This is a genomic window from Bacillus sp. JZ105 (genome assembly GCF_053903125.1).
The window spans coordinates 1913024-1936382 of record NZ_CP096387.1 but is presented as its reverse complement, the minus strand read 5'-3'; the positions used below and the strand labels follow the sequence as shown (position 1 = coordinate 1936382).

Annotated in this window: 18 protein-coding genes; 15 read left to right on the top strand and 3 right to left on the bottom strand. The window is 44.3% G+C overall.

Going from position 1 to position 23359, the window contains the following annotated elements; genetic code table 11:
• Positions 1–150: 150 nt before the first annotated feature.
• The 10 genes from M1D81_RS09745 to M1D81_RS09700 all read left to right on the top strand — a co-directional run bounded on the left by M1D81_RS09745 (position 151) and on the right by M1D81_RS09700 (position 14132).
• On the top strand, positions 151–2400 hold the full coding sequence (locus tag M1D81_RS09745; protein WP_456267049.1) for an FAD-dependent oxidoreductase: 2250 nt from the start codon (positions 151–153) through the stop codon (positions 2398–2400).
• A complete protein-coding gene (gene nasC, locus M1D81_RS09740; RefSeq protein ID WP_456267050.1) occupies positions 2397–4556 on the top strand; it encodes an assimilatory nitrate reductase catalytic subunit NasC in 2160 nt (719 codons plus the stop codon). Before M1D81_RS09745 ends, nasC begins: the two co-directional genes overlap by 4 nt.
• Before the next feature lie 69 nt (positions 4557–4625).
• Positions 4626–7037 (top strand): nitrite reductase large subunit NirB, encoded by a 2412-nt coding sequence (gene nirB / locus M1D81_RS09735; protein WP_456267051.1) that lies wholly within the window; start codon positions 4626–4628, stop codon positions 7035–7037.
• 23 nt (positions 7038–7060) lie between these two features.
• A complete protein-coding gene (gene nirD / locus M1D81_RS09730; protein WP_456267052.1) occupies positions 7061–7384 on the top strand; it encodes a nitrite reductase small subunit NirD in 324 nt (107 codons plus the stop codon).
• A 66-nt stretch (positions 7385–7450) separates the two neighbouring features.
• Positions 7451–8152 carry a DUF421 domain-containing protein gene (locus M1D81_RS09725; protein ID WP_456267053.1) on the top strand — a complete coding sequence of 234 codons (702 nt, stop codon included), beginning with the start codon at positions 7451–7453 and terminating at the stop codon, positions 8150–8152.
• Between the two features lie 96 nt (positions 8153–8248).
• Positions 8249–9399, top strand: a protein-coding gene (locus tag M1D81_RS09720; RefSeq protein WP_456266625.1) for an IS3 family transposase whose coding sequence is annotated in 2 segments (ribosomal slippage) — positions 8249–8522 and positions 8522–9399 — 1152 coding nt in all. Because the reading frame shifts where the segments join, the coding sequence is not laid out codon by codon here.
• A 129-nt stretch (positions 9400–9528) separates the two neighbouring features.
• Complete coding sequence (locus M1D81_RS09715; RefSeq protein ID WP_456267054.1) at positions 9529–10503, top strand: pectinesterase family protein; 975 nt, start codon at positions 9529–9531, stop codon at positions 10501–10503.
• Between the two features lie 126 nt (positions 10504–10629).
• Positions 10630–12114 (top strand): D-alanyl-D-alanine carboxypeptidase/D-alanyl-D-alanine endopeptidase, encoded by a 1485-nt coding sequence (gene dacB, locus M1D81_RS09710; RefSeq protein WP_456267055.1) that lies wholly within the window; start codon positions 10630–10632, stop codon positions 12112–12114.
• Between the two features lie 25 nt (positions 12115–12139).
• A complete protein-coding gene (locus M1D81_RS09705; protein WP_456267056.1) occupies positions 12140–13507 on the top strand; it encodes an MATE family efflux transporter in 1368 nt (455 codons plus the stop codon).
• 64 nt (positions 13508–13571) lie between these two features.
• Positions 13572–14132 carry a CatB-related O-acetyltransferase gene (locus tag M1D81_RS09700; RefSeq protein ID WP_456267057.1) on the top strand — a complete coding sequence of 187 codons (561 nt, stop codon included), beginning with the start codon at positions 13572–13574 and terminating at the stop codon, positions 14130–14132.
• A gap of 20 nt (positions 14133–14152) precedes the next feature.
• Here the strand turns inward: M1D81_RS09700 and M1D81_RS09695 are convergent, their stop codons facing one another.
• Entirely contained in the window at positions 14153–18466 is a 4314-nt protein-coding gene (locus M1D81_RS09695) for a beta strand repeat-containing protein (protein WP_456270874.1), read from the bottom strand.
• A 173-nt stretch (positions 18467–18639) separates the two neighbouring features.
• Here M1D81_RS09695 and M1D81_RS09690 point away from each other — a divergent pair, with 173 nt between their 5' ends.
• Complete coding sequence (locus M1D81_RS09690; protein WP_456267059.1) at positions 18640–19659, top strand: LLM class flavin-dependent oxidoreductase; 1020 nt, start codon at positions 18640–18642, stop codon at positions 19657–19659.
• A gap of 38 nt (positions 19660–19697) precedes the next feature.
• On the opposite strand, the gene M1D81_RS09685 is transcribed toward M1D81_RS09690, so the two are convergent.
• Positions 19698–20318: an acetate uptake transporter gene (locus M1D81_RS09685; RefSeq protein WP_456267060.1), complete on the bottom strand. Its 621-nt coding sequence runs from the start codon at positions 20316–20318 to the stop codon at positions 19698–19700.
• 142 nt (positions 20319–20460) lie between these two features.
• Here M1D81_RS09685 and M1D81_RS09680 point away from each other — a divergent pair, with 142 nt between their 5' ends.
• Positions 20461–21282, top strand: a complete 822-nt coding sequence (locus M1D81_RS09680) for a uroporphyrinogen-III synthase (protein ID WP_456267061.1) — start codon at positions 20461–20463, stop codon at positions 21280–21282.
• A gap of 38 nt (positions 21283–21320) precedes the next feature.
• Here the strand turns inward: M1D81_RS09680 and M1D81_RS09675 are convergent, their stop codons facing one another.
• A complete protein-coding gene (locus M1D81_RS09675) occupies positions 21321–21923 on the bottom strand; it encodes a DedA family protein (protein ID WP_456267062.1) in 603 nt (200 codons plus the stop codon).
• 286 nt (positions 21924–22209) lie between these two features.
• Here M1D81_RS09675 and M1D81_RS09670 point away from each other — a divergent pair, with 286 nt between their 5' ends.
• The 3 genes from M1D81_RS09670 to M1D81_RS09660 all read left to right on the top strand — a co-directional run bounded on the left by M1D81_RS09670 (position 22210) and on the right by M1D81_RS09660 (position 23033).
• A complete protein-coding gene (locus M1D81_RS09670; RefSeq protein ID WP_456267063.1) occupies positions 22210–22440 on the top strand; it encodes an excisionase family DNA-binding protein in 231 nt (76 codons plus the stop codon).
• Positions 22441–22581: 141 nt separating this feature from the next.
• Entirely contained in the window at positions 22582–22776 is a 195-nt protein-coding gene (locus M1D81_RS09665) for a hypothetical protein (protein ID WP_456267064.1), read from the top strand.
• A 98-nt stretch (positions 22777–22874) separates the two neighbouring features.
• A complete protein-coding gene (locus M1D81_RS09660) occupies positions 22875–23033 on the top strand; it encodes a hypothetical protein (protein ID WP_456267065.1) in 159 nt (52 codons plus the stop codon).
• Positions 23034–23359: the final 326 nt, after the last annotated feature.

Genomic DNA, 23359 nt, shown 5'->3' with positions numbered 1-23359 from the left:
AATTTTCTGACTTAAAGATAACGAGTTCACTTATGTAATGAAAGTATTATGTGAGAAAAATTGACATGAATAAACACTTTTTTACAAGTGTATGCCATAATCAATCCATACAATGTGCTCGAGCACGGGGCTTAGAAAGGTTGATTTCAGATGGCAAAACGCAAACTTGTGTTTATCGGAAACGGCATGGCGAGTATGAAATGTATCGAAGAGATCATTCAAAAGCAGCCAGAACATTATGCCATAACAGTCATTGGAAAAGAGAAGCACTCTGCCTACAATCGCATAAAACTTTCGGCGATTTTACAAAAAAGCGAATCATTAGCTCAAATTGAACTAAAGGAAAAAGAATGGTACACCGCGCATGACATCACATTGTACAAAGGAGAATCAGTTGTACATATCGATACAAAACGAAAGTGTGTCATGACAGATGCGCGCCGGGAAATTCCTTATGACAAGCTTGTCATTGCAACGGGTTCATCGCCGAATTTTCTTCCTATTCAAGGTGTGTCCAAAAAAGGGATTTACGCTTTTCGGACCATTGATGATTATGAGGCCATTTGTGCGGATGCGGTGCATGATCAACAAGCAGCAGTGATCGGAGGCGGCGTGCTTGGTGTGGAGGTGGCTGCAGGTCTGCAGATGGCGGGGCTGGAAACCACCATCATTCATCATACGGAGCGGCTGATGCAGCGCCAATTAGATGAAACAGCTGCCGGATTATTACAGCGCCAACTCATACGAAAAGGCATTCAGGTGAAAACAAATGCCCATACCATTGCATGCTTAGGCGGCGAGAGGGTAGAAGGTGTTCTATTGAAAAATGGCGACATCGTGGATGCTGATCTTGTTGTTTTTACAACAGGTATTCGTCCGAATATACAGCTTGCAGAGAATCATGGCATACACACGAGAAAGGCCATTGTTGTCAATGACGTGATGGAGACAAATATCCCGAATATTTATGCGATTGGAGAATGTGCAGAGCACAAAGGGATGGTGCATGGCCTTGTTCAGCCTATTTATGAACAAGCAAGCGTGCTCGCTAAGCATCTTTTAGGAGAAAAAATCACACATCCACCCAAGCCCATTTACTCAATAAAATTAAAAGTACCTGATTTGCCGATTTATTCTGCTGGATGTATTGAACATCATTCTCCGTTTATGTCAGCTGTGACTTATTTAGATGAAGAGCAAGAAGTGTATAAAAAATTCGTCTTTGAACGTGAGGCGCTGGCAGGCATTTTATTCGTCGGAGAGCTGGAAAATGCAGATCAGTTTTTGCAAGATCTGAAAGTGGGACGTGATAAAAGTGTGGTCATGAAAGCCCTTCATGAAAAGCAATCATCCCCACTAGATTCATTAAAAATGGAAGACCTCGTCTGCCAATGTCAAACCGTTACAAAAGGGACGATTTTAAAAAGCATTTCGGTTCATCAGCTGACAAATTTAGAAGAGGTGAAAAAACAAACTGGGGCAGCAACTGGGTGCGGCGGCTGTCAAGAGCTCGTCCGTGCTTGCTGCCAGTTACCATCACATGAACAAACGGAATCGCAGGTCTTTTTTTGTCCATGTACAGCAGTAGATGAGCAGACCATTTTTTCGTTTATTAAAAAGCAGCAGCCGGTGAATGCTGAAGAAATAAGAAGACATTTTCAATGGAAAACGAATCACGGCTGCGGCATCTGCCGGCCGGCCATTCAATACTATCTCGAGCAATTTCAAGGATCGGTGGAAAAAATCGGCGCTGCTGAACAGGAAGACATGTTGATTCCTCAATTATATGGAGGCCGGCTTGATCTGGATTTTTTGAAAATCATTACGTCTTTGTTAGAGAGCAGGCTGATTGAGCAGGCAGAGCTGACAAAGCATAAACGAATACGGCTCATCGGTGTGTCAAAACAGGCGGCACAAATCGTCAAAAATCATTGGCCAATTATGCCTAATGAGAAAAGAAGACTATCGCATATCCTTTCATGCGATTGCAGTGATCCAGTTGTCACGTCACTTGTGATAGAGCTGGAAAGACAAGTGGAAGATACACTTTTACCAGCAGTCACCTCCGTTCATATCACCGGTGCTTCCTGCACGTGTAAACTTGCTCCAATTGAAGACATCTGTCTGAAGAAGCAGCTGGGTGAATGGAATATTTATATAGGAGGCCAGCTTTTTTACACCTTGTCTCATTCAAGTGAGCTTATTCCTTTTTTAAAAGCGCTGCTTGAAGAGTATAGAAAAAATGCTTATTTTCAAGAATCCATTGGTGATTGGCTTTCCCGGCAAGGGAACATTTCTATTCGAGAAAAGTTACTTGATGAGGAAATAAGAGAAGAGCTCTGTGCGCAATTTGACCAAAGCAGACAAGGAAAAGTAAGACATAAGGATGTGAAGGTATGAGTCAATCTTTTTTACAATATGCCCAGCAAAAATCAAAGCAGGAAGAACAAAAGCGAGTGTTCCCAGCCCAATGTCCTTTTTGCAGTATGCAGTGCAAAATGCAATTAATCGAGCAGCATGTGGAAGGGAGAACACGCTGCCAAACGATTGGTGTACACAATCCAACTACGCACGGAAGACTTTGTATGAAAGGACAGCATGCCCACCAGCACGCGCTTCATAAAGATCGCCTGAATCACCCGCTGATCAAAAGAAACGGACAATTTGTAAAAGCAACATGGCAAGAGGCTCTTGAAGAAATCAAAACAAACATAGAATCCCTTCAGCTGTCGCATGGCCATGATGTGATCAGTGTGTACGGAAGCGCCTCAATTACAAATGAAGAAGCGTACTTACTCGGGAAATTTGCAAGAGTGGCGCTGAAAACGAAATACATCGATTATAACGGGAGACTATGTATGTCTTCGGCAGCAACTGCCGCAAATCAAACATTCGGACTTGACCGTGGTCTGACCTTTCCTTTAAGCGACATCAAGCATGCACGGGTGTTGATATTGGTTGGAACGAATATAGCGGAATGTCAGCCAACCTTCCTGCCCTACATTGAAGAGGCGAAAAACAATGGCGCATTTCTCATCGTCATTGATCCGCGGAAAACTCCGACAGCCCAATTAGCCGATTTACATGTCAACCTAAAACCAGGGTCTGATGCCGCACTGGCAAACGGCATATTGCACATCATGCTGCATGAGCATTTAATCGATGAATCATTTATTCATCAACGAACATCAGGTTTCCAAAAACTAAAGGAGCACATCTCACGCATCTCCCTGCCAGAAATCGTTGAGCAAACCGGCGTGACGATTGATGTGATGCAGAAAATAGCAAGGAAATTCGCGCAAGAAAAGACAGGCATGATTTTTACAGCAAGAGGCATTGAGCAGCAAATAGACGGTACAGCCTCTGTCCGTAATTTCCTGAATATTCTGCTTGTTACTGGGAAGATCGGCCGCTTTGGATGCGGCTATGGCGCAATAACCGGCCAGGGAAATGGCCAGGGAGCAAGAGAGCATGGGCAAAAAGCAGATCAGCTTCCAGGATATCGAGATATCTCAAACCCTGCTCACAGAAAAGAAATGGCTGAACGATGGAACATTGATGAAAAAGAACTCCCAGGAAAGGGCGTGTCTGCTTTTGAGATGTTTGAAAAAATGCAGGCAGGTGAAATCAAAGCGCTCTTTTTAATGTGCTCAAATCCTGTCCAGTCAGGGCCGAACGCGCACCTAATTCAGCAAGCCATCAAGAACTTGTCCTTTTTTGTTGCCGTTGATTTATTTATGTCTGAGACAGCTGCGCTGGCAGATGTAATTTTACCGACTTCGTCATATTTAGAGGATGAAGGTACCGTGACAAACATAGAGGGGCGCGTTACGCTTAGAGAAGCAACATATCCACTTAAACACCAAAGAAAGCACGATTGGCAAATCATTTGTGAAATAGCAGCTGTATTAGGCAAAGGCAGCCATTTTTCCTTTTCATCTGCAGAAGAGATCTTTGAGGAATTAAGAGCCGTAACGAAAGGTGCAAAGGCTGATTATTCAGGCATAACCTATGAAAGGCTGAGGAAGGAACAAGGCATAAAGTGGCCTTGTACTCATTTAGAAGACCCGGGAACTGAAAGATTATTTGAACATGCATTCTCACATTCTGACAGTTTAGCGAAATTTGCCGTTGTCACACACGGAAAAAAGGCTGCAAAGGAACCCGTCAGTCAAGAATACCCTCTTTATTTAACGACCGGCAGGGTGATGGCTCATTACCAAACTGGCGTTCAAACAAGAAGGAGCACCTCTCTTGTTGCCAGACAGTTTGAAGCATATGCAGAGCTTCATCCTGACACAGCGAAAACGTATGGACTTCAGCACGGGGAGCTCGTGACCATCAAGTCAAAAAGAGGAAGTGTCATCATCAGATGCCGCATATCAGACACCATTCGAACAGATACCGTCTTTGTTCCATTTCACTGGAGCAAACATCAATCAATTAATCAATTAATCGATGATCAACTAGATCCGCACAGTAAAATGCCAGGCTTTAAATATTGTCCTGTACAGCTGTCAGCCTGCGTGAATGAAAAACTATGTGAGAAATTTTAACATGTATTTTCCATCTATGTTTAGATTATGGTACTTTCTAAAAAATGATCACATGAGGGGTGTTTTTTCATGAAAGAAAAACTCGTATTAGTGGGGAACGGTATGGCCGGCATTCGAAGCCTTGAAAACATTTTAAAAACAGACGGCGAACGATTCGACATGACGGTATTTGGGACTGAACCGCATCCTAACTATAACCGAATTCTTTTGTCGAAAGTGCTTCAAGGGGATACGAAAGTCGTAGATATTACGTTAAACGATTGGAACTGGTATCAAAAGCATGATATTCAGCTGTTTACAAACGAGACCATTGTGAAGATCGATACAGAGAACCAAACAGTCACCAGTGATCAAGGACGGACCGTACATTATGACCGATTGATTTTAGCAACAGGGTCACTTCCATTCATCCTGCCAATTCCAGGGAATGATAAACAAGGCGTAACGGCTTTTCGTACATTGCAAGATACTGAGGAAATGGTCAATGCCTCTACGATGTACAAAAAAGCAGCAGTCATCGGAGGCGGACTTCTTGGGCTTGAAGCAGGACGCGGTCTATTAAACTTAGGCATGGAAGTGAGTGTCATTCACCTTGGCTCTCATTTAATGGAACGCCAGCTAGACCCTATTGCAGGCCAGCTTCTTCAAAAAGCATTAGAAGAACAGGGGATGAAATTCCTGCTTGGAAAACAGACAAATGAGATTTTAGGAGATACAAGAGTAGAAGGTGTATCATTTTCAGACGGCACTACACTTGAGGCAGACCTAGTCGTCATGGCTGCGGGAATTAAACCAAGTAAAATGCTTGCAGAAATAAGCGGGCTTGAAGTGAACCGTGGGATTATCGTCAATGATTTTATGGAAACAAGTGTCCCGGGCATTTATGCCGTCGGAGAATGTGTGGAACACAGGGGACAAACGTACGGATTAGTTGCTCCTTTATACGATCAAGCGGCTGTACTTGCCAAGCATGTATGCGGCTTGAACCCTGTTCCATATGAAGGCTCTGTTCTGTCAACACAGCTGAAAGTATCAGGAGTGGATGTATTTTCAGCTGGTGATTTTATTGAAAACGATGAGAAAAAGGCGATTAAAATTTTTGACGAACAAAAAGGCATCTATCAAAAACTCGTCTTCCAGCAAAACCGATTAGTAGGCGCCGTCATGTTTGGAGAAACAAGCGACGGACCTCGTTTATTCTCGTACATTAAAGAAGGAATAGATATGTCGGATATGGAGAAGGTATCTGTCTTAACCTCCAATGATCCGGCGCAAGAAAGCATGATTGACAGCATGGCAAACGACCATATCGTTTGCGGCTGTAATGGCGTGTCAAAAGGGCAGATTGTAGAAGCCATTCAGAAAGAAGGCTTAACAACGTTTCAGGAAGTCAAGCAATGTACAAGTGCCTCACGATCTTGCGGAGGCTGTCAGCCTGTTGTCGAAGAGATTCTTTGGCATACGCTAGGTGAGGATGCAAGCCGGACAGCCCAAAAAGAAACCATCTGCGCCTGCACGACTCTTTCACGAGATGAAGTCATTCATGAAATCAAAGAAAAAGGCTTGCAGCATGTCAAAGAAGTGATGAATGTACTTGACTGGAATACAGAAGAGGGCTGTTCAAAATGCCGACCTGCACTGAATTATTATTTAGGCATGCTTTATCCACTTGAATACAAAGATGAAAAGAGCTCACGCTTTGTAAATGAACGCATGCATGCCAATATTCAAAACGACGGCACCTATTCAGTTGTTCCGCGAATGTACGGCGGCGTCACTAATGCAAATGACTTGAGAAAAATAGCCGATGTCGTCGACAAATATGAAATACCGCTTGTGAAAATGACTGGCGGTCAGCGTATCGACCTTCTAGGTGTCAAAAAAGAAGATTTACCTAAAGTGTGGGCGGATCTAGATATGCCATCGGGTTATGCATATGGGAAATCTTTAAGAACAGTTAAAACATGTGTTGGAGAACAATTTTGCAGGTTCGGCACGCAGGACTCCATGGCTCTTGGAATTGCACTTGAAAAGAAATTTGAAGGTCTTGCGACACCGCATAAAGTAAAAATGGCCGTCTCTGCTTGTCCGAGAAACTGTGCAGAGTCCGGTATTAAAGACCTCGGTATTGTGGGGATAGATGGAGGATTTGAATTGTACGCCGGCGGAAATGGCGGCACACACCTGCGGGCTGGAGATTTATTAATGAAGGTCAGTACAGCAGAAGAAGTAGAGCAAATGGCCGCAGCATACCTGCAATATTACAGAGAAACGGCAAATTATTTAGAAAGAACCTCTGCTTGGGTTGAACGACTTGGGTTAGATCATATTCAATCAGTACTCCTGGATGATGAAAAACGAGCAGCCTTAATCGAAAGAATGGACATTGCGCTTTCAACATATGAAGAGCCTTGGCAGGAGCTTCGCGAGAGTGAAAAAGACACGAGACAATTATTTCAAAAAGCGACGGCTTCCGTATAAATCAATTGAAGGGATGAGATCATATGACAGTTTCAGTTGTTAAAGTTCACATTGGCACCCTATCAGATTTTCCGCTGCAGCTAGGGAAAACAGTTGAAGCCGGTACACTTAAATTAGCTGTTTTTCAAACCTCTAATAAGCAGTTCAAAGCCATTGAAAATCGCTGTCCACATAAAGGCGGCGTTCTGGCTGAAGGCATGGTCAGCGGGAATCACGTTTTCTGCCCAATGCATGATTGGAAAATTGATCTTTCCTCAGGAAACGTTCAAGCACCCGATCACGGTTGCGTTAAAACATATGAAACATTCGTTGAAGGGGACAATGTCTTTATTTTATTGCCTTCATAAATGGTTTAGATCCTTCCTTTCATGTATATGCTGTATGTAAATGCAGCAAGAAAGGAAGGAATTTTTGTGCCGTTCGTTAATATTTTGATTGAACTCTTTATCGGATTTTTTGCTTTATTTTTTATTACAAAGTTATTAGGGAAAACACAATTTGCACAAATCACACCGTTTGATTTTATTTCTGCACTAATTTTAGGCGAAATGGTCGGAAACGCCATTTTTGACCCAGAAGTCCGGATTCAGCACATTTTATTTGCTGTTGCAGTATGGGGCGTTCTCATTTATACAGTTGAATGGCTTTCGCAGCGCTTTAAATCCATTCGCGCTTTTTTAGAAGGAAGACCTACTCTTGTAATTGATAAGGGGAAGATTCACTACAACCGGTTGAAGAAAAATATGCTTGATATCAATCAGCTGCAGACACTGGTTCGCGCAAAGGGCCATTTTGCTCTGAATGAAATTGAATATGCTATTTTGGAAACGGACGGTTCTATCAGCGTTCTTCCGAAAATGAAATACGCACCAGCCACAGCAGAAGATGTGAACGTGAAGGGAAAAGAAGTGAAATTGCCTAGAACATTTATTATTGACGGCGAAATTTTAAAAAAAGATCTTCAAGAAGCCGGCTTTGATGAATCCTGGCTGAATGAGCAATTAAAAAAGCAGCATATTTCCTCTTATCGAGACGTCCTATTTTGTGAATGGATTGAAGATGAAGGGATTTATGCGATGCAATATGAAAAGTCTAAAAAAACATCCACAACATAAAAGGGACTGACCCCATAAGATGAGACAAATAAAAAACACCTTCAAGTTTGAAAACGGATCGTTGTGATCTGATATAAAACATGGAGGTGTTTTTCTATGGGGACAAGAGTGAGTTATCCGGTTGAAGTCAAACAGAAGGCTGTAGACATGAGATTGGCAGGCGTACCTATGAAAGAGATCATGCAAGAATTGAATATCAAAAATAAAACGCAGGTTCAAACATGGGTGAGGTGGCATCATGCTGGGGATACACACCGGTTCGAACAGCCTGTTGGAAAACAATATACCCATGGAAAGGGTCCCGAGTACTCTTCCGAATTAGAGAGACTGCGGGCAGAAAATCGCTATCTGAGTCAACAGAATGAAGTTTTAAAAAAGTACAACGAATTGGAAAGGAAGTTGATAAGGAAACGTCAATCAAACTGGTAGAAGAATTGCGCAAAAAGATGACAGTACAGGACATCTGTGTCCATTTAGGCATCTCACGCGCTTCGTTCTATAGATGGAAAAAGAATCTGACTCAGAATCATTCTAAAAGACAACTAGAGAAACAAATCGGCACGTTGTGCCGAGAGCACAAGTATCGATATGGATACCGAAAAATTACAGCCATACTAAAAGTGGGAATGCGTATTAACCATAAAACTGTTCAACGTATCATGCAGAAAAACCAGTGGCAATGCCGGGTTAAAATGAAAAAGCGTAAGAAGAATGGGCAGCCCTATGCCGTGGCTGGTAATATACTCGATCGGAACTTTCAGTCTGATCGCCCTCTTGAAAAACTAGTAACGGACATCACGTATTTGCCTTATGGACAGAAACAATTGTACCTTTCCAGTATATTGGATTTATATAATGGAGAAGTGATTGCTTTTACGATTGGTGATAAGCAGGACACAGACTTTATCTTAAACACACTTGATCAGCTCCCAGCACTGCCTGAGAACTGCGTGTTACATAGCGACCAAGGTTCTGTGTATACATCTTACGAGTATCAGAAAGCTGTTCATATAAAAGGCATTACCATGAGCATGTCCCGTAAAGGGACACCCGCTGATAATGCCTCCATCGAATCGTTTCATTCCTCACTAAAGTCTGAAACGTTCTATCTTAACAGCATTGATCGAACTACGACCAACATCGTAGAACGCACTGTCAAAGAATACATTTATTATTATAACAACATTCGTATTCAAACGAAACTAAACAACCAATCACCGATAAACTATCGGCAATTGGCTGTATAAAGGTGTTTTGATCCCTGTCTCAAAAACGGGGGTCAGTCCCAAAACGTGGGTGTTTTTTTGTGCGTGTACGGAATAGGATCAAAAAGAATGTTTGATGAAAACGTTCACAAAATGAGGGGGAGATATGTGATGAAATTTAGAAACATATGGATGGTCATGGTCTTGTCTTTCTTTCTTTTTGACCCAGCTTCACTTCAAGCAGCAGAAGCCGGGCATAACCGCGTCCTTGTTGTTGATCAAAAGGGAAGCGGGACATACCGCACCGTTCAGTCTGCCATTGATGCGATTCCAGCAAACAATCAACAACCGGCAACGATCTATATTAAAAATGGCGTATATAAAGAAAAAATATTGCTTCCGCAAAATAAACCACACGTATCCTTTATTGGCGAAAACCAGCACAAAACGATTCTTACGTATGATGATACAAATGCAAGCACCGGCAGTACAACAAACAGCTCAAGCACAATGATTCGTGCAAACGATTTTTATGCAGAAAATATCACTTTTCAAAATACAGCTGGCAGACATGCGGGTCAGGCAGTTGCGCTATATGTGTCTGGCGACCGGACTGTGTTCAAACAAATACGTGTGTTAGGCTATCAAGATACACTTTATGCAACAGGCACAGGGAGGCAATATTACGAAAACTGCTATATTGAAGGCACGGTCGATTTTATTTTTGGATCAGCCACAGCTGTGTTTAAAAGAGCTGAAATAAAAAGTCTTGGAAATGGGTATATTACTGCAGCATCCACAACAGAAGCACAAAGGTACGGCTATGTATTCATAGATTCTACGTTGAAAAAGGGAACGGCAGCTGCGCAATCGGTTTATTTAGGACGTCCGTGGAGACCTTATTCGGCTGTGACATTCCTCCATACAAAAATGGATGACCATATAAAAGCCGAGGGATGGCATAACTGGGATAACCATGACAACGAAAGAACGGCCAGGTACAAAGAATTTGGATCGACAGGAGCAGGAAGCAGCCCAGCAAACCGCGTAAAATGGTCAACCATTTTAACCCAAAATGAAGCAAGTCAAATCACAGTTCAGGCTGTTCTTGGCGGAGCCGATGGCTGGAATCCAGAAAAGAGGTAAAGGGCTTGTCAGTTTTCGTCAAAGAAAGCTGACTTTTCTGTTTAAAAAACCTTTGAGAACAAACGTTCTTTTGTGTATAATGAACATATTCTTCTAAAATTGGCTGCAACAAAAAGGAGGGATTGCGTGAAGCGTTTTTCACAGCTCATGTTTTTACAAATATGTATCCTGTCGATTTTATTTCTCCCTTTTTCAGCGAAAGATGAACAACTCAAAGCTCGTGACGATTCACTTCAATGGATGACAGCTTTAGACGAATTCATACGAACAGCACCTGATTTAGAGGGCGCGATCTCTGGCATCAGCGTCCGCGATACTTCTGACTCCTCTCTTCTTTATGAACATCAAGCCGATATTCGTCTTACTCCTGCTTCTAATATGAAACTGCTCACATCAGCCATCGCACTTGATATACTTGGAGAAACACACACATTCCCTACAGACATCTGGATGGATGGTTCCATTCAAAAGAAAACGCTACATGGCAGCCTTTATCTTCGCGGCACCGGCGATCCAACTTTATTAGAGGAGGATTTTGCAGCACTCGCCAAACAAGTCAAAAAGGCCGGAATACATACCATTCGCGGACAGCTTGTGGCAGATGACACTTGGTTTGATGACACGAGATACTCGATTGACCTGCCTTGGAGTGATGAGGATCAATATTACGGGGCACAAATTTCTGCTCTCACGGCTTCACCGAATCAAGATTATGATGCAGGGACCGTGATTCTCGAAGTAAAACCAGGAAAAAAAGCAGGACAGAAAGCCGCCTATGATATGATTCCGAAAACGGATGTCGCTCAAGTCATCAATCAAGTGAAAACAGTTCCAGAAGGCGGAAAAAAGAAAATTTCTTTTAAGCGCTCTCACGGAACCAACAAGATTACGCTGACTGGAACTATTCCGGTTAAAGCAAGCTCATCTAAACAATGGGTAGCTTTATGGGATCCGGCCGCCTATGCTTTAGACTTAATGAAACGAGCGTTAAAGGCGGAAGGGATTCAAGTAAAGGGACCGCTGAAATCGAAACAAGTTCCTAAACAAGCCAAAAAAATTGCTTCCCATACATCGATGCCATTATCAGAGCTGCTTGTTCCTATGATGAAATTAAGCAACAATACCCATGCAGAAATTTTGCTAAAGGAACTAGGCAAAAAAGTGAAGAACAAAGGGAGTTTTGAAGCTGGTCTGGATGTCATGAATGAACGGCTTCCTGCGTTTGGCGTTGATCCTTCGCTTACAGTGCTGCGTGACGGATCGGGGATATCACCTATTAACCTTGTCTCCGCTAACCAGTTCACTTTATTTTTGGCAAACATTCAAAAGGAAAAATGGTTTAAAACCTATGAACATGCGCTCCCTTTAGCAGGGGCAAGTGAACGAATGGTGGGGGGAACGTTAAGGAACAGATTGAAGGAACCAGCTACACTAGAAAAAGTACGTGCAAAAACAGGGTCGTTAACAACGGTCAGTACACTTTCTGGATATATTGACACGCAGGGCGGAAAAACGCTCGCTTTTTCCATTTTATTAAATCACCTTGTTGATGACGAAAAAGGGAAAGAGATAGAAGACCGTATTGTCAGCATACTAGCTGAGAATCTTTAGATTTAGAGAGAGAAGGAGAACCATCATGACGTTAGATAATAATCAATCTTTAGTAAAAACCATGTCCATTTTTCTCATCCCGCTTTTGCTAAGTAATATTTTGCAATCGATCGGACAATTAGTGTCAATTGTTCTTGTCGGAAGATGGATTGGAGAGGATTCAGTAGCTGCCATTTCTGCATTCTTTCCGTTTTTCTTTTTACTCGTTTCTTTTTCCATTGGTATTGGATCGGGAAGCTCGATCCTTATTGGACAAGCGTATGGAGCAAAAAATGAACAGAAATTAAAAGAAATTATTGGCACAACGCTTTCATTCACTTTTTTAATCGGAGTATCTTTAGCGATCATTGGAGGTTTTTTCGCAACTGATATCTTAAACCTCATGGGAACACCCGCTAATATCGTGGAGGAAAGTGCGGCATATGCCAGAATTCTATTCATCTCAATGCCGATCTTATTTCTTTATTTTGTTTATACGACCTTCTTGAGGGGAACAGGGGATTCGAAAACACCTTTTTATTTCTTAATGATTAGTACGGCAACGAATATTTTGATGCTGCCCATTTTATTATTTGGCTGGCTGGGACTGCCAGCGTTCGGCTTATACGGCGCTGCGTATGCTTCTGTGATTTCAACAATTGTGACGTTTATCATTCTACATATCTACTTATATAAGACAAAGCACCCGCTTCGCATTGATTCATCAGTTAGAAAGCATTTATTGATGAAAGGGGATCTATTAAAAACGTTATTAAAGCTCAGTATCCCATCAAGCATTAATATGATCCTCATTTCTTTATCAGAAATTGCCGTTATTTCTTTCGTCAACGATTATGGATCACAGGCGACAGCTGCCTATGGTGTTGTCAACCAAGTCGTAAGTTATGTGCAGATGCCGGCAGTGAGTCTTGGTATTGCGGTCTCGATCTTTGCAGCACAATTCATTGGTGCAGGAAATATGAATCGACTGAAAGATGTCATTAAAATTGGGTTAGGTCTTAACTTCGCCATAGGCGGATGTATCATTATTTTCGTTTATATTTTTGCACCGCAGATTTTATCTATCTTTTTAACAGATCCTAAGACGATAGACATTGCCTATAGTTTGGTCGTCATTACACTATGGAGCTATCTCATTTTTGGAACGGCCCAAATTGTTGCAGCCACAATGAGAGCAAGCGGGACGGTTCTTTGGCCGACGATCTTTAGTATTTGTTCCATTTGGCTTGTAGAAGTACCAGTCGCTTATGTGCTATCACACTATACATCTCTTGGCATTAAAGGAATATGGATTGGCTACCCTGCTGCTTTCTTTGTAAACTTACTCCTCCAATACAGCTACTATCAGCTCGTATGGAAGAAAAAACAAATTGTCTCGCTTGTTCAATCATAATGTAAAGGTGTAAGGCAGCATATACATACGAAGATCTCTCACTTTTAAGGAGGCCGAATCTTCTATGTTTTTGAATCAAAGAAGTGAACTGAGCTCGCACAATATCGGTGACTTTTCTTATGCCGGACCAGATTTCCAAGTGCTGACGTGGGGGGAAGGAACGACATTACATATTGGGAAGTTTTGTTCTATCGCAAACGAAGTGAAAATTTTTCTAGGCGGGGAACACCGTACTGATTGGGTCACAACGTATCCGTTTAATCAAATTTTTAAAGAAGCTGCCCATATTAAAGGACATCCCAAATCGAAGGGAGATGTTCATATTGGACATGACGTATGGATTGGATATGGTGCGACGATTATGTCAGGAGTATGTATAGGAAACGGGGCCGTGATCGGGGCAAATAGTGTGATCACAAAAGATGTGCCGCCATATGCAATTGCCGCAGGAAATCCCCAGCAGCTCATGAAATATCGATTTTCATCCGAAATAATCGAAAAACTGCAGTTATTAGAATGGTGGAATTTAGAGTTTTCAATGATCCAATCTATATTTCACCTTTTGCAATCTCATGATATTGAACGTTGTATAACTGTAATAGAAGATATAAAAAAGAAAGGCTGAGAAAGCCTTTCTTTTTTAGTTTAGCTAAGCCGTATGATGGTCAAGCTAGCACCTGCAGCACCGCCCCCGCCAACTAAAATAGCTGTGACAATTGCCCCAAAAAACTGCAGTGAAATGGTGCTTCCAGCTGTTATATTGACGATTAAAGTATTATTGAGAAACGAAGTAGAGATAACCGGTGATTGAACAGAACCAGGCACAGTATCTCCATTTAAAAGCAAACGTGTATTAATTAAAAGAGCTGCTGTGGTGTTAACTTGATACGTAATATAATATTTACCAGTTTGCAATACTGTAAAAACAGTGCTCGTTCCGTTTGCGGTAAAGTTAGTAATGTTTTGAAAATTCGGAAGAGGGATATTCGTTCCACCAGCTACAGTGATAATGGTAGATCCAGAACTATTAGCAGCATAAAGTGCTGTATCCGTAAAACCACCTGTTCCAGTGACACCAGTAACACCGGTCGCACCAGTAGGTCCGGTTGATCCGGTAATCCCCGTTGCACCAGTACGACCAGTAGCCCCAGTGATACCCGTCGCACCCGTGGCGCCTGTGATGCCTGTAGAGCCAGTAGGCCCGGTTGATCCGGTAATCCCTGTAACGCCGGTAGCTCCAGTTGACCCAGTACTACCTGTGGCACCGGTAAGCCCGGTTGATCCAGTAATCCCCGTGGCACCAGTAGGTCCAGTTGACCCGGTAATCCCCGTGGCACCAGTAGGTCCAGTTGATCCGGTAATCCCCGTGGCACCGGTAGGTCCAGTTGACCCGGTAATCCCCGTGGCACCAGTAGGTCCAGTTGACCCGGTAATCCCCGTGGCACCAGTAGGGCCAGTTGATCCAGTAATCCCCGTGGCACCAGTAGGACCAGTTGATCCGGTGATCCCCGTTGCGCCAGTAGGACCAGTTGATCCAGTAATCCCCGTTGCGCCAGTAGGTCCGGTTGATCCGGTGATCCCCGTTGCGCCGGTAGGACCTGTTGGTCCAGCACTACCCGTTGCACCAGTAGGACCAGTTGGTCCAGTGCTACCTGTAGCACCGGTAGCTCCAGTTGATCCGGTAATCCCCGTTGCGCCAGTAGTCCCAGTTGATCCAGTAATCCCAGTAGCACCGGTATCTCCAGTTGATCCAGTGATCCCCGTAGCGCCAGTAGGTCCGGTTGGTCCAGTGCTGCCAGTAGCCCCCGTATCTCCAGTAGCTCCAGTAACCCCAGTAGCGCCAGTAGGTCCGGTAGCCCCAGTAATCCCAGTAGTACCGGTAGCCCCAGTTGATCCAGTGATCCCCGTTGCGCCAGTAGGTCCGGTTGATCCAGTAATCCCAGTAGCGCCGGTATCTCCAGTTGATCCAGTGATCCCCGTTGCGCCAGTAGGTCCGGTTGGTCCAGTGCTGCCAGTAGCCCCCGTATCTCCAGTAGCTCCAGTAATCCCAGTAGCACCAGTAGGTCCGGTTGATCCAGTAATCCCAGTAGCACCAGTAGGTCCGGTTGATCCAGTAATCCCCGTTGCACCAGTAGGACCAGTAGGCCCGGTTGATCCGGTAATCCCCGTGGCACCGGTAGGACCTGTTGATCCGGTAATCCCAGTGGCGCCAGTAGGTCCGGTAGCCCCAGTGATCCCCGTTGCACCAGTAGGCCCGGTTGATCCGGTAATCCCCGTGGCACCGGTAGGACCTGTTGACCCGGTAATCCCAGTGGCCCCGGTAGGACCAGTTGATCCGGTAATCCCCGTTGCGCCAGTAGGTCCGGTTGATCCGGTGATCCCCGTTGCGCCGGTAGGACCTGTTGGTCCAGTACTACCCGTTGCACCAGTAGGACCAGTTGGTCCAGTGCTACCTGTAGCACCGGTATCTCCAGTTGATCCGGTAATCCCCGTTGCGCCAGTAGTCCCAGTTGATCCAGTGATCCCCGTTGCGCCAGTAGGTCCGATTGATCCAGTAATCCCAGTAGCGCCGGTATCTCCAGTTGATCCAGTGATCCCCGTTGCGCCAGTAGGTCCGGTTGGTCCAGTGCTGCCAGTAGCGCCGGTAGCCCCAGTAATCCCAGTAGTACCGGTATCTCCAGTTGATCCAGTGATCCCCGTTGCGCCAGTAGGTCCGGTTGATCCAGTAATCCCAGTAGCGCCGGTATCTCCAGTTGATCCAGTGATCCCCGTTGCGCCAGTAGGTCCGGTTGGTCCAGTGCTGCCAGTAGCCCCCGTATCTCCAGTAGCTCCAGTAATCCCAGTAGCACCAGTAGGTCCGGTTGATCCAGTAATCCCCGTTGCACCAGTAGGACCAGTTGACCCGGTAATCCCAGTGGCGCCAGTAGTCCCGGTTGATCCGGTAATCCCCGTTGCGCCAGTAGGTCCGGTTGATCCAGTAATCCCAGTAGCGCCGGTATCTCCAGTTGATCCAGTGATCCCCGTGGCCCCGGTAGGACCAGTTGATCCGGTAATCCCCGTTGCGCCAGTAGTCCCGGTTGATCCGGTGATCCCCGTTGCGCCGGTAGGACCTGTTGGTCCAGTACTACCCGTTGCACCAGTAGGACCAGTTGGTCCAGTGCTACCTGTAGCACCGGTATCTCCAGTTGATCCGGTAATCCCCGTTGCGCCAGTAGTCCCAGTATCTCCAGTAATCCCAGTAGCACCAGTAGGTCCGGTATCTCCAGTAATCCCAGTAGCACCAGTAGGTCCGGTTAATCCGGTAATCCCCGTGGCCCCGGTAGGACCAGTTGATCCGGTAATCCCCGTTGCGCCAGTAGGTCCGGTTGATCCGGTGATCCCCGTTGCGCCGGTAGGACCTGTTGGTCCAGCACTACCCGTTGCACCAGTAGGACCAGTTGGTCCAGTGCTACCTGTAGCACCGGTATCTCCAGTTGATCCGGTAATCCCCGTTGCGCCAGTAGTCCCAGTTGATCCAGTAATCCCAGTAGCGCCGGTATCTCCAGTTGATCCAGTGATCCCCGTTGCGCCAGTAGGTCCGGTTGATCCGGTGATCCCCGTTGCGCCGGTAGTCCCAGTAGCTCCAGTAATCCCAGTAGCACCAGTAGGTCCGGTTGATCCAGTAATCCCCGCTGCACCAGTAGGTCCGGTTAATCCGGTGATCCCCGTTGCGCCAGTAGGTCCGGTTGATCCGGTGATCCCCGTTGCGCCGGTAGGACCTGTTGGTCCAGTAATCCCAGTAGCGCCAGTAGTCCCGGTTGATCCGGTAATCCCCGTTGCGCCAGTAGGTCCGGTTGATCCAGTAATCCCAGTAGCCCCCGTATCTCCAGTATCTCCAGTAATCCCAGTAGCACCAGTAGGTCCGGTATCTCCAGTAATCCCAGTAGCACCAGTAGGTCCGGTTGATCCAGTAATCCCCGTTGCACCAGTAGGACCAGTAGGCCCGGTTGATCCGGTAATCCCCGTGGCCCCGGTAGGACCTGTTGATCCGGTAATCCCAGTGGCGCCAGTAGGTCCGGTAGCCCCAGTGATCCCCGTTGCACCAGTAGTCCCGGTTGATCCGGTAATCCCCGTTGCACCGGTAGGACCAGTTGGTCCAGTACTACCCGTTGCACCAGTAGGACCAGTTGGTCCAGTGCTACCTGTAGCACCGGTAGCTCCAGTTGATCCGGTAATCCCCGTTGCGCCGGTAGGACCTGTTGGTCCAGTACTACCCGTTGCACCAGTAGGACCAGTAGTCCCGGTTGATCCGGTAATCCCCGTGGCCCCGGTAGGACCAGTTTCACCTGGTGCTGCTAAAAGTGTGTAATCTGGCGACGTATCTGGCGTACCTGAAGGTGGTGCAGAATCCACAATATACGTACCACCACCATAAGTGACCACCTGACCTACTGTATATGTTGGTGCCATAACAGGATCATAGGCTTCAACACCACTTAATCCAATCCCAGTAGGCCCAGTTGGTCCAGTTTCTCCAGAAGCAGCCAAAAGAGTGTAGTCTGGGGAAAGTCCAGGTATACCTGATGGAGCGTCAACATTGGCAATGTAAGTACTGCCATCAAACGTGACCACTTGCCCTGCATCGTAATCTTGTGATTGTGAGGGATTAAAAGGAAGGACGCCGGTTAACCCGCCAGCAAGTCCAGTAGGTCCGGTTGGCCCAGGGGGACCTGCTGGGCCTGCCGGGCCTGCCGGGCCTCTTGGTCCAGCTCTTTGATTTTGTTTTGATTGTTTTTTTCCTTTTGCAATGTGGCAAGCTTGATTCCCTTGAGAAATATTTTGTTTTGAATATTCTTGTTTAATGAATGGACAGTCTTTTTTTCGAGGACGGTCATGACGTGATCTTTTGTAATGAGGCTGTTCATGGTATTTACCGCAAAAGGGACATTTGTGTTCGAATTGATTGTACAAATTGCCCATCTCCTAGAATTGATATTTCATTCTATGTGCAAATTTTCAAATTGGAAGTAAAACCTAGAAAATCATCATTTCGAAAATCATCGAATCAAATCATTTAAATCTTTCATGGATTTGTGTTATGGTGTTGAAAGTATAAAATAGTATGATTTTTGAAAGAAATGGGGACATCATTTATGAGTCAATCAGTTTTACAAGGCAAAGCCTATTCCGTTTTAAATTTATCCTCAGTGACAGAAGGAGGTACCATTAAAGAATCTTTTGATCGTAGTATGGATTTAGCAAAGAAGGCGGAGAAGTGGGGTTATCATAGATACTGGCTGGCAGAACACCATAACATGGAAGGGGTAGCGAGCTCTGCAACGTCTGTTTTAATTGGATATATTGCGGGAGGAACCGAAAAAATTCGAGTAGGATCTGGCGGGATTATGCTGCCAAACCACTCTTCACTTGTCATTGCCGAACAATTTGGCACACTTGAGACATTGTATCCGGGGAGAATTGATTTAGGTCTTGGCAGAGCACCAGGGACAGATCAGTTAACAGCAAGTGCGCTTAGACGTAATCTTCATAACGGAGAAGATTTCCCTGAGCAGCTTGAAGAACTTCGTCAATATTTCAAACCGACCGGTCAGGTGAAAAAACATGTAAGAGCTGTTCCAGGAGAAGGCCTGGACATTCCAATTTGGCTCCTTGGTTCAAGCGGTTTCAGCGCTAGACTTGCAGGAGAACTTGGATTGCCATTTGCCTTTGCAGCACATTTCTCACCTAAAAATACAATTCCTGCATTAGAGTTGTACAGACAGTCATTTAGACCTTCTGATGTATTAAAAGAGCCTTATGCCATGGTCGGTGTAACGGTTTTTGCTGCAGATCAAACAGAATGGGCTGAATATTTGGCAACCTCTCATTATCAGCGGTTTTTAAGTCTCATTCGCAACACGCCAGGAAAACTGAAGGCGCCTGTCGACAGCATGGACGGTCTTTGGAGTCCATATGAGAAGGCGATGGTGGATGAACAATTAAGCTCGACTATCATTGGGGATAAAGAAAAGGTGAAAATAGAATTAGAAGCCTTTATAGAAGCTACTCAAGCAGATGAAGTGATGATTAATTCGGATATGTTTGACCATCAAGAAAGAATGCGCTCGTATGAAATCATCGGAGAGATCTTTCAAGAGGCACAAGAAAAATAAACATAAATAAAGAACTGCACAGAGCAGTTCTTTTTTATTTAAGCTTTTGTAAAAATGCGAAATGGTTGTCCGATTGGCAGAACAATACGGCCAAAATGTGTATTAAGGACAACAGCTGCAGAACCATAAAATGAAAGCAGGGAAATGATCAATTCTGCAATACCAGCCATGGTATGAGTCACATCATACATCACACCAAATGTACTAAGGGAAAGACCAATGAATAAGAAATCAATAAAGACGAAAATCAAAAATAACACTTTATGTGTTTCCATTGCACCAATCGTCATAAACAAGCTGAAAATCAAATAACCAATAAACGAAAAGCCTAGCTGTTTTGGATCTGCTGCTCCCGCAAGCGTTTTCCCAAAGACGCCGGCTTGAATGAGCCAAGTGGTTCCAACGCCCATCCAGAAAAGACCGAATGCGCCAAAAGCAGTGGCTCCAAAAATATTATGATGCTTTGAATCTTGTATGGACGCGATCAGCTGCGCGATTCCTCCAAGGAAGATAGCCCAAGGTAAAATAAGGGAAGTGCCATCTGTGATTCCTAGTTTTTGTGAGGACGCAACGAGCGTCACCACTGCTAAACCAAACAAACCAAGTGGTGTTGGGTCTGCAATTGATAATCGAATTGCTTGAACATTCTGTTTTTCCATAATGACCTCCTACAATTTGCACTTACAAAAGATACTCGAATTCGATAGAAACGTCAAGCTCTTTTTTAGTAGATACTTGCATCGTCTTCCAAATAAATCTATATTGAATACATATCAAATGTGATAGAAAAAGAGGGATAACATGAGTAAAGGCTTATCTGGAAAAACGATTGCCATTTGTGGAACAAGAAAAACAGAAGAAATGCGTACACTTGTCGAAAAACAAGGAGGACAAGCCGTTATTCGCTCTCTTCAAGGAACCGTATTTTTAGCCAAAGAGGATTTAAAGCCAGGCATAGAAACCTTTGTGAGGCAAGGGGCCGACTGGGTGATCTTGACAACAGGCATCGGTACAGATACATTGATTGAGAGTGCAGAAGAGCTGCAGCTTGGTAAAGAATTTATGAACATTCTATCAAACGCACATATTGCTTCAAGAGGGTACAAAACCTTTGCTGCGCTGAAAAAACGCGGAATTCAGCCAGAGGTCTCTGATGAAGACGGAACGGTTCGTGACTTGATTTCAAAGCTTGAAGACAAGGAGTTTCAAGGAAAACGCGTGATGGTGCAGCTACATGGTGAAAATGCACCAGCTCTCATTCAGTTTTTACATGAAAAAGGGGCAGATGTTTTGCCGCTTTTACCATATCAGCACACACCTCCTGAACCAGAGGCAGCTGAAACGCTGCTGCAAGAAATGAAAGATGGACAAGTTCATGCCGTCTGTTTTACAACCGCTGTCCAGGTCCACGCCTTTTTCAAATTAGCCGCAGAATGGGGCAGAAAAGAAGAATTGCAAGTATTATTCGAGCAGGACGTACTGGCAGTAGCTGTCGGGAAAGTCACGGCTGAAGCTTTAAAAGAAGAGGGAATAGACCGAATTCTTGCCCCGTCACTTGAGAGGATGGGAGCAATGATTATAGAATTATCCCAATATATGAAAAAACAATCAGCACACATATAAAAAAACGCCTTTCACCAGATCAGTGAAAGGCGTTTTTGTTAGATTGTCCGTTTTCGATTCGTCCGAATTTTTTTGAATACAAAGTAGAGAACAATCAGGACGATGGCAATGACCATAATAGGGGTTGTATAAGCATGAGCAACACTTTGAATATGATCCCATTTTGTCCCAAGCTGCATGCCAAGGTAGATAAATAAGATAGACCAAGGGATGGCAGCTAATCCTGTCAAGAAAACAAATTTCAAAAAAGGCATCTTGGCAATACCCGCTGGAATCGAGATGGCATGACGGACAACAGGGATAAAGCGGGCGGTAAAGACTACACCGGTTCCATACCGGTCAAACCAGCGCTCTGCAGTCGCGATATGATGTTCATGGATGAATAAATACTTTCCATACTTTGTTAAAAAAGGTCGTCCGCCGTACAGACCGATCCAGTAAATAAAACACTGGGCGAGCGTACCTCCAATGACGCCGGCAATCACAGCTCCAACAAAACCTATTGTGCCTGTTGATACCATATATCCGCCATAGGCAAGTACGATTTCACTCGGAATGATTTCAATCATCAGTCCAAGTGCAACACCTGCGTAACCTAGGCTTGTCAGCCAGGTCAAAATTTCATTAAACAAGGTTCCCATTCATTTCACTCTGCCTTTAAATACGAATTTTCTTCAAGCATCCTTATAAGAGCCTATGCTTGTTTTGCTTTTCTCATGAGTATGCTTTCTATATGCCAGCATGGCTTGCGGTCAAGTCTATGTTAAAAAGCTCTCGTCTAGCAGATTTTATCATACCATATTTGCCGGCATTTAGACGATCTACTTGATATATGAAAAATGGTCATCATAAAAAATAGGCTGCATCCGTTTTTTCAGCAGAACATGATATAATTTGCTAGATGAAACGAACGGGTGGTGCACAAACATGTATTTAACAATCGCAGAAACAGCTGAATACTTGGAAGTATCAGAAACGTATATTGAAAAATTAATCCAGCAAAAAAAGATTCGTTACGTATTTGACGGGGAATCTTATCTCATTTATCAAGGACAGTTTCAAACACATTTGAAGCAGCTCGAACAATATAAAGAGCTCGTCCAAGAGATTTTAAATGAACCGATTCCGGAAGACCCCGATGTAAAGGATGAAGATTAGAATATCTCTTCAGTTGATTCAACATGGATCAATGGCCCCGGGTGATAGATAGAATAATCTCTATTTCACCTTATGCTTTCTCGAATGAAAGATGAAAGAAGCAGAATGACCATTCATTTGCAGTAAAAGGAAGTAAAAACAATGGGGACAACTACTTTATGTGAAACCTGTCAAAAAAACGAAATGAACGTTGTAGAATCGTCTGATGAACCGAAACAGCCTTATCCATTATGCCATCAATGCCACGAAAGACTACTCAGCTATTCATTACGGCCTATTGACTGGTATAATCTAGCTGTTCTCCATTCTCCTAAACAATTTTTACTCCCGCGATGATTTTTATGGAGAGGACGGACAGGCTTTCCGACTAGAGGAGGACGTCGTCATCACAAAGTAGGTTTTATGAAACGGATCATGCCGAAGTGAAATCACGAATGTTAGAGATCACGGCTGATGTTCTAGATACATTTGCCGCTGAATGGGTCAGGGAACTTTTGGATCAGACGGACGAAGAATTCCTTTACCCATTTTCGTGGGCAGCAGCCAGCAGTTTGCCGGGAGATGAGGGATTGCACCATATATTAGAAAATTGAAATCAATCAGTGAAAAAGAATTGCCGTTAGAGGCTTTTATTTGCCTGCATCGTTTCCTTTCTCACAAAATATTGGATTGGATGGAGTCAAATTGCACCCATTTTCACGATCAGTGGGGAAGGCTGGCAGCCGTCAGCTGCCCAACCTGGGAGAGAATGAGATCTTGGCTAAACAAAGGAAGACCTTTCAGCTTCATTGCACTAGATACAATGGCAAACTGTGCAAAAGGGAATAGACCGACAATATTCACCTAAAATCCTTAAAACTGATAAAAATGAAGTGGAAAAGATTTTACATGATGTTCATCAAAAAGATCCGGTTCCACG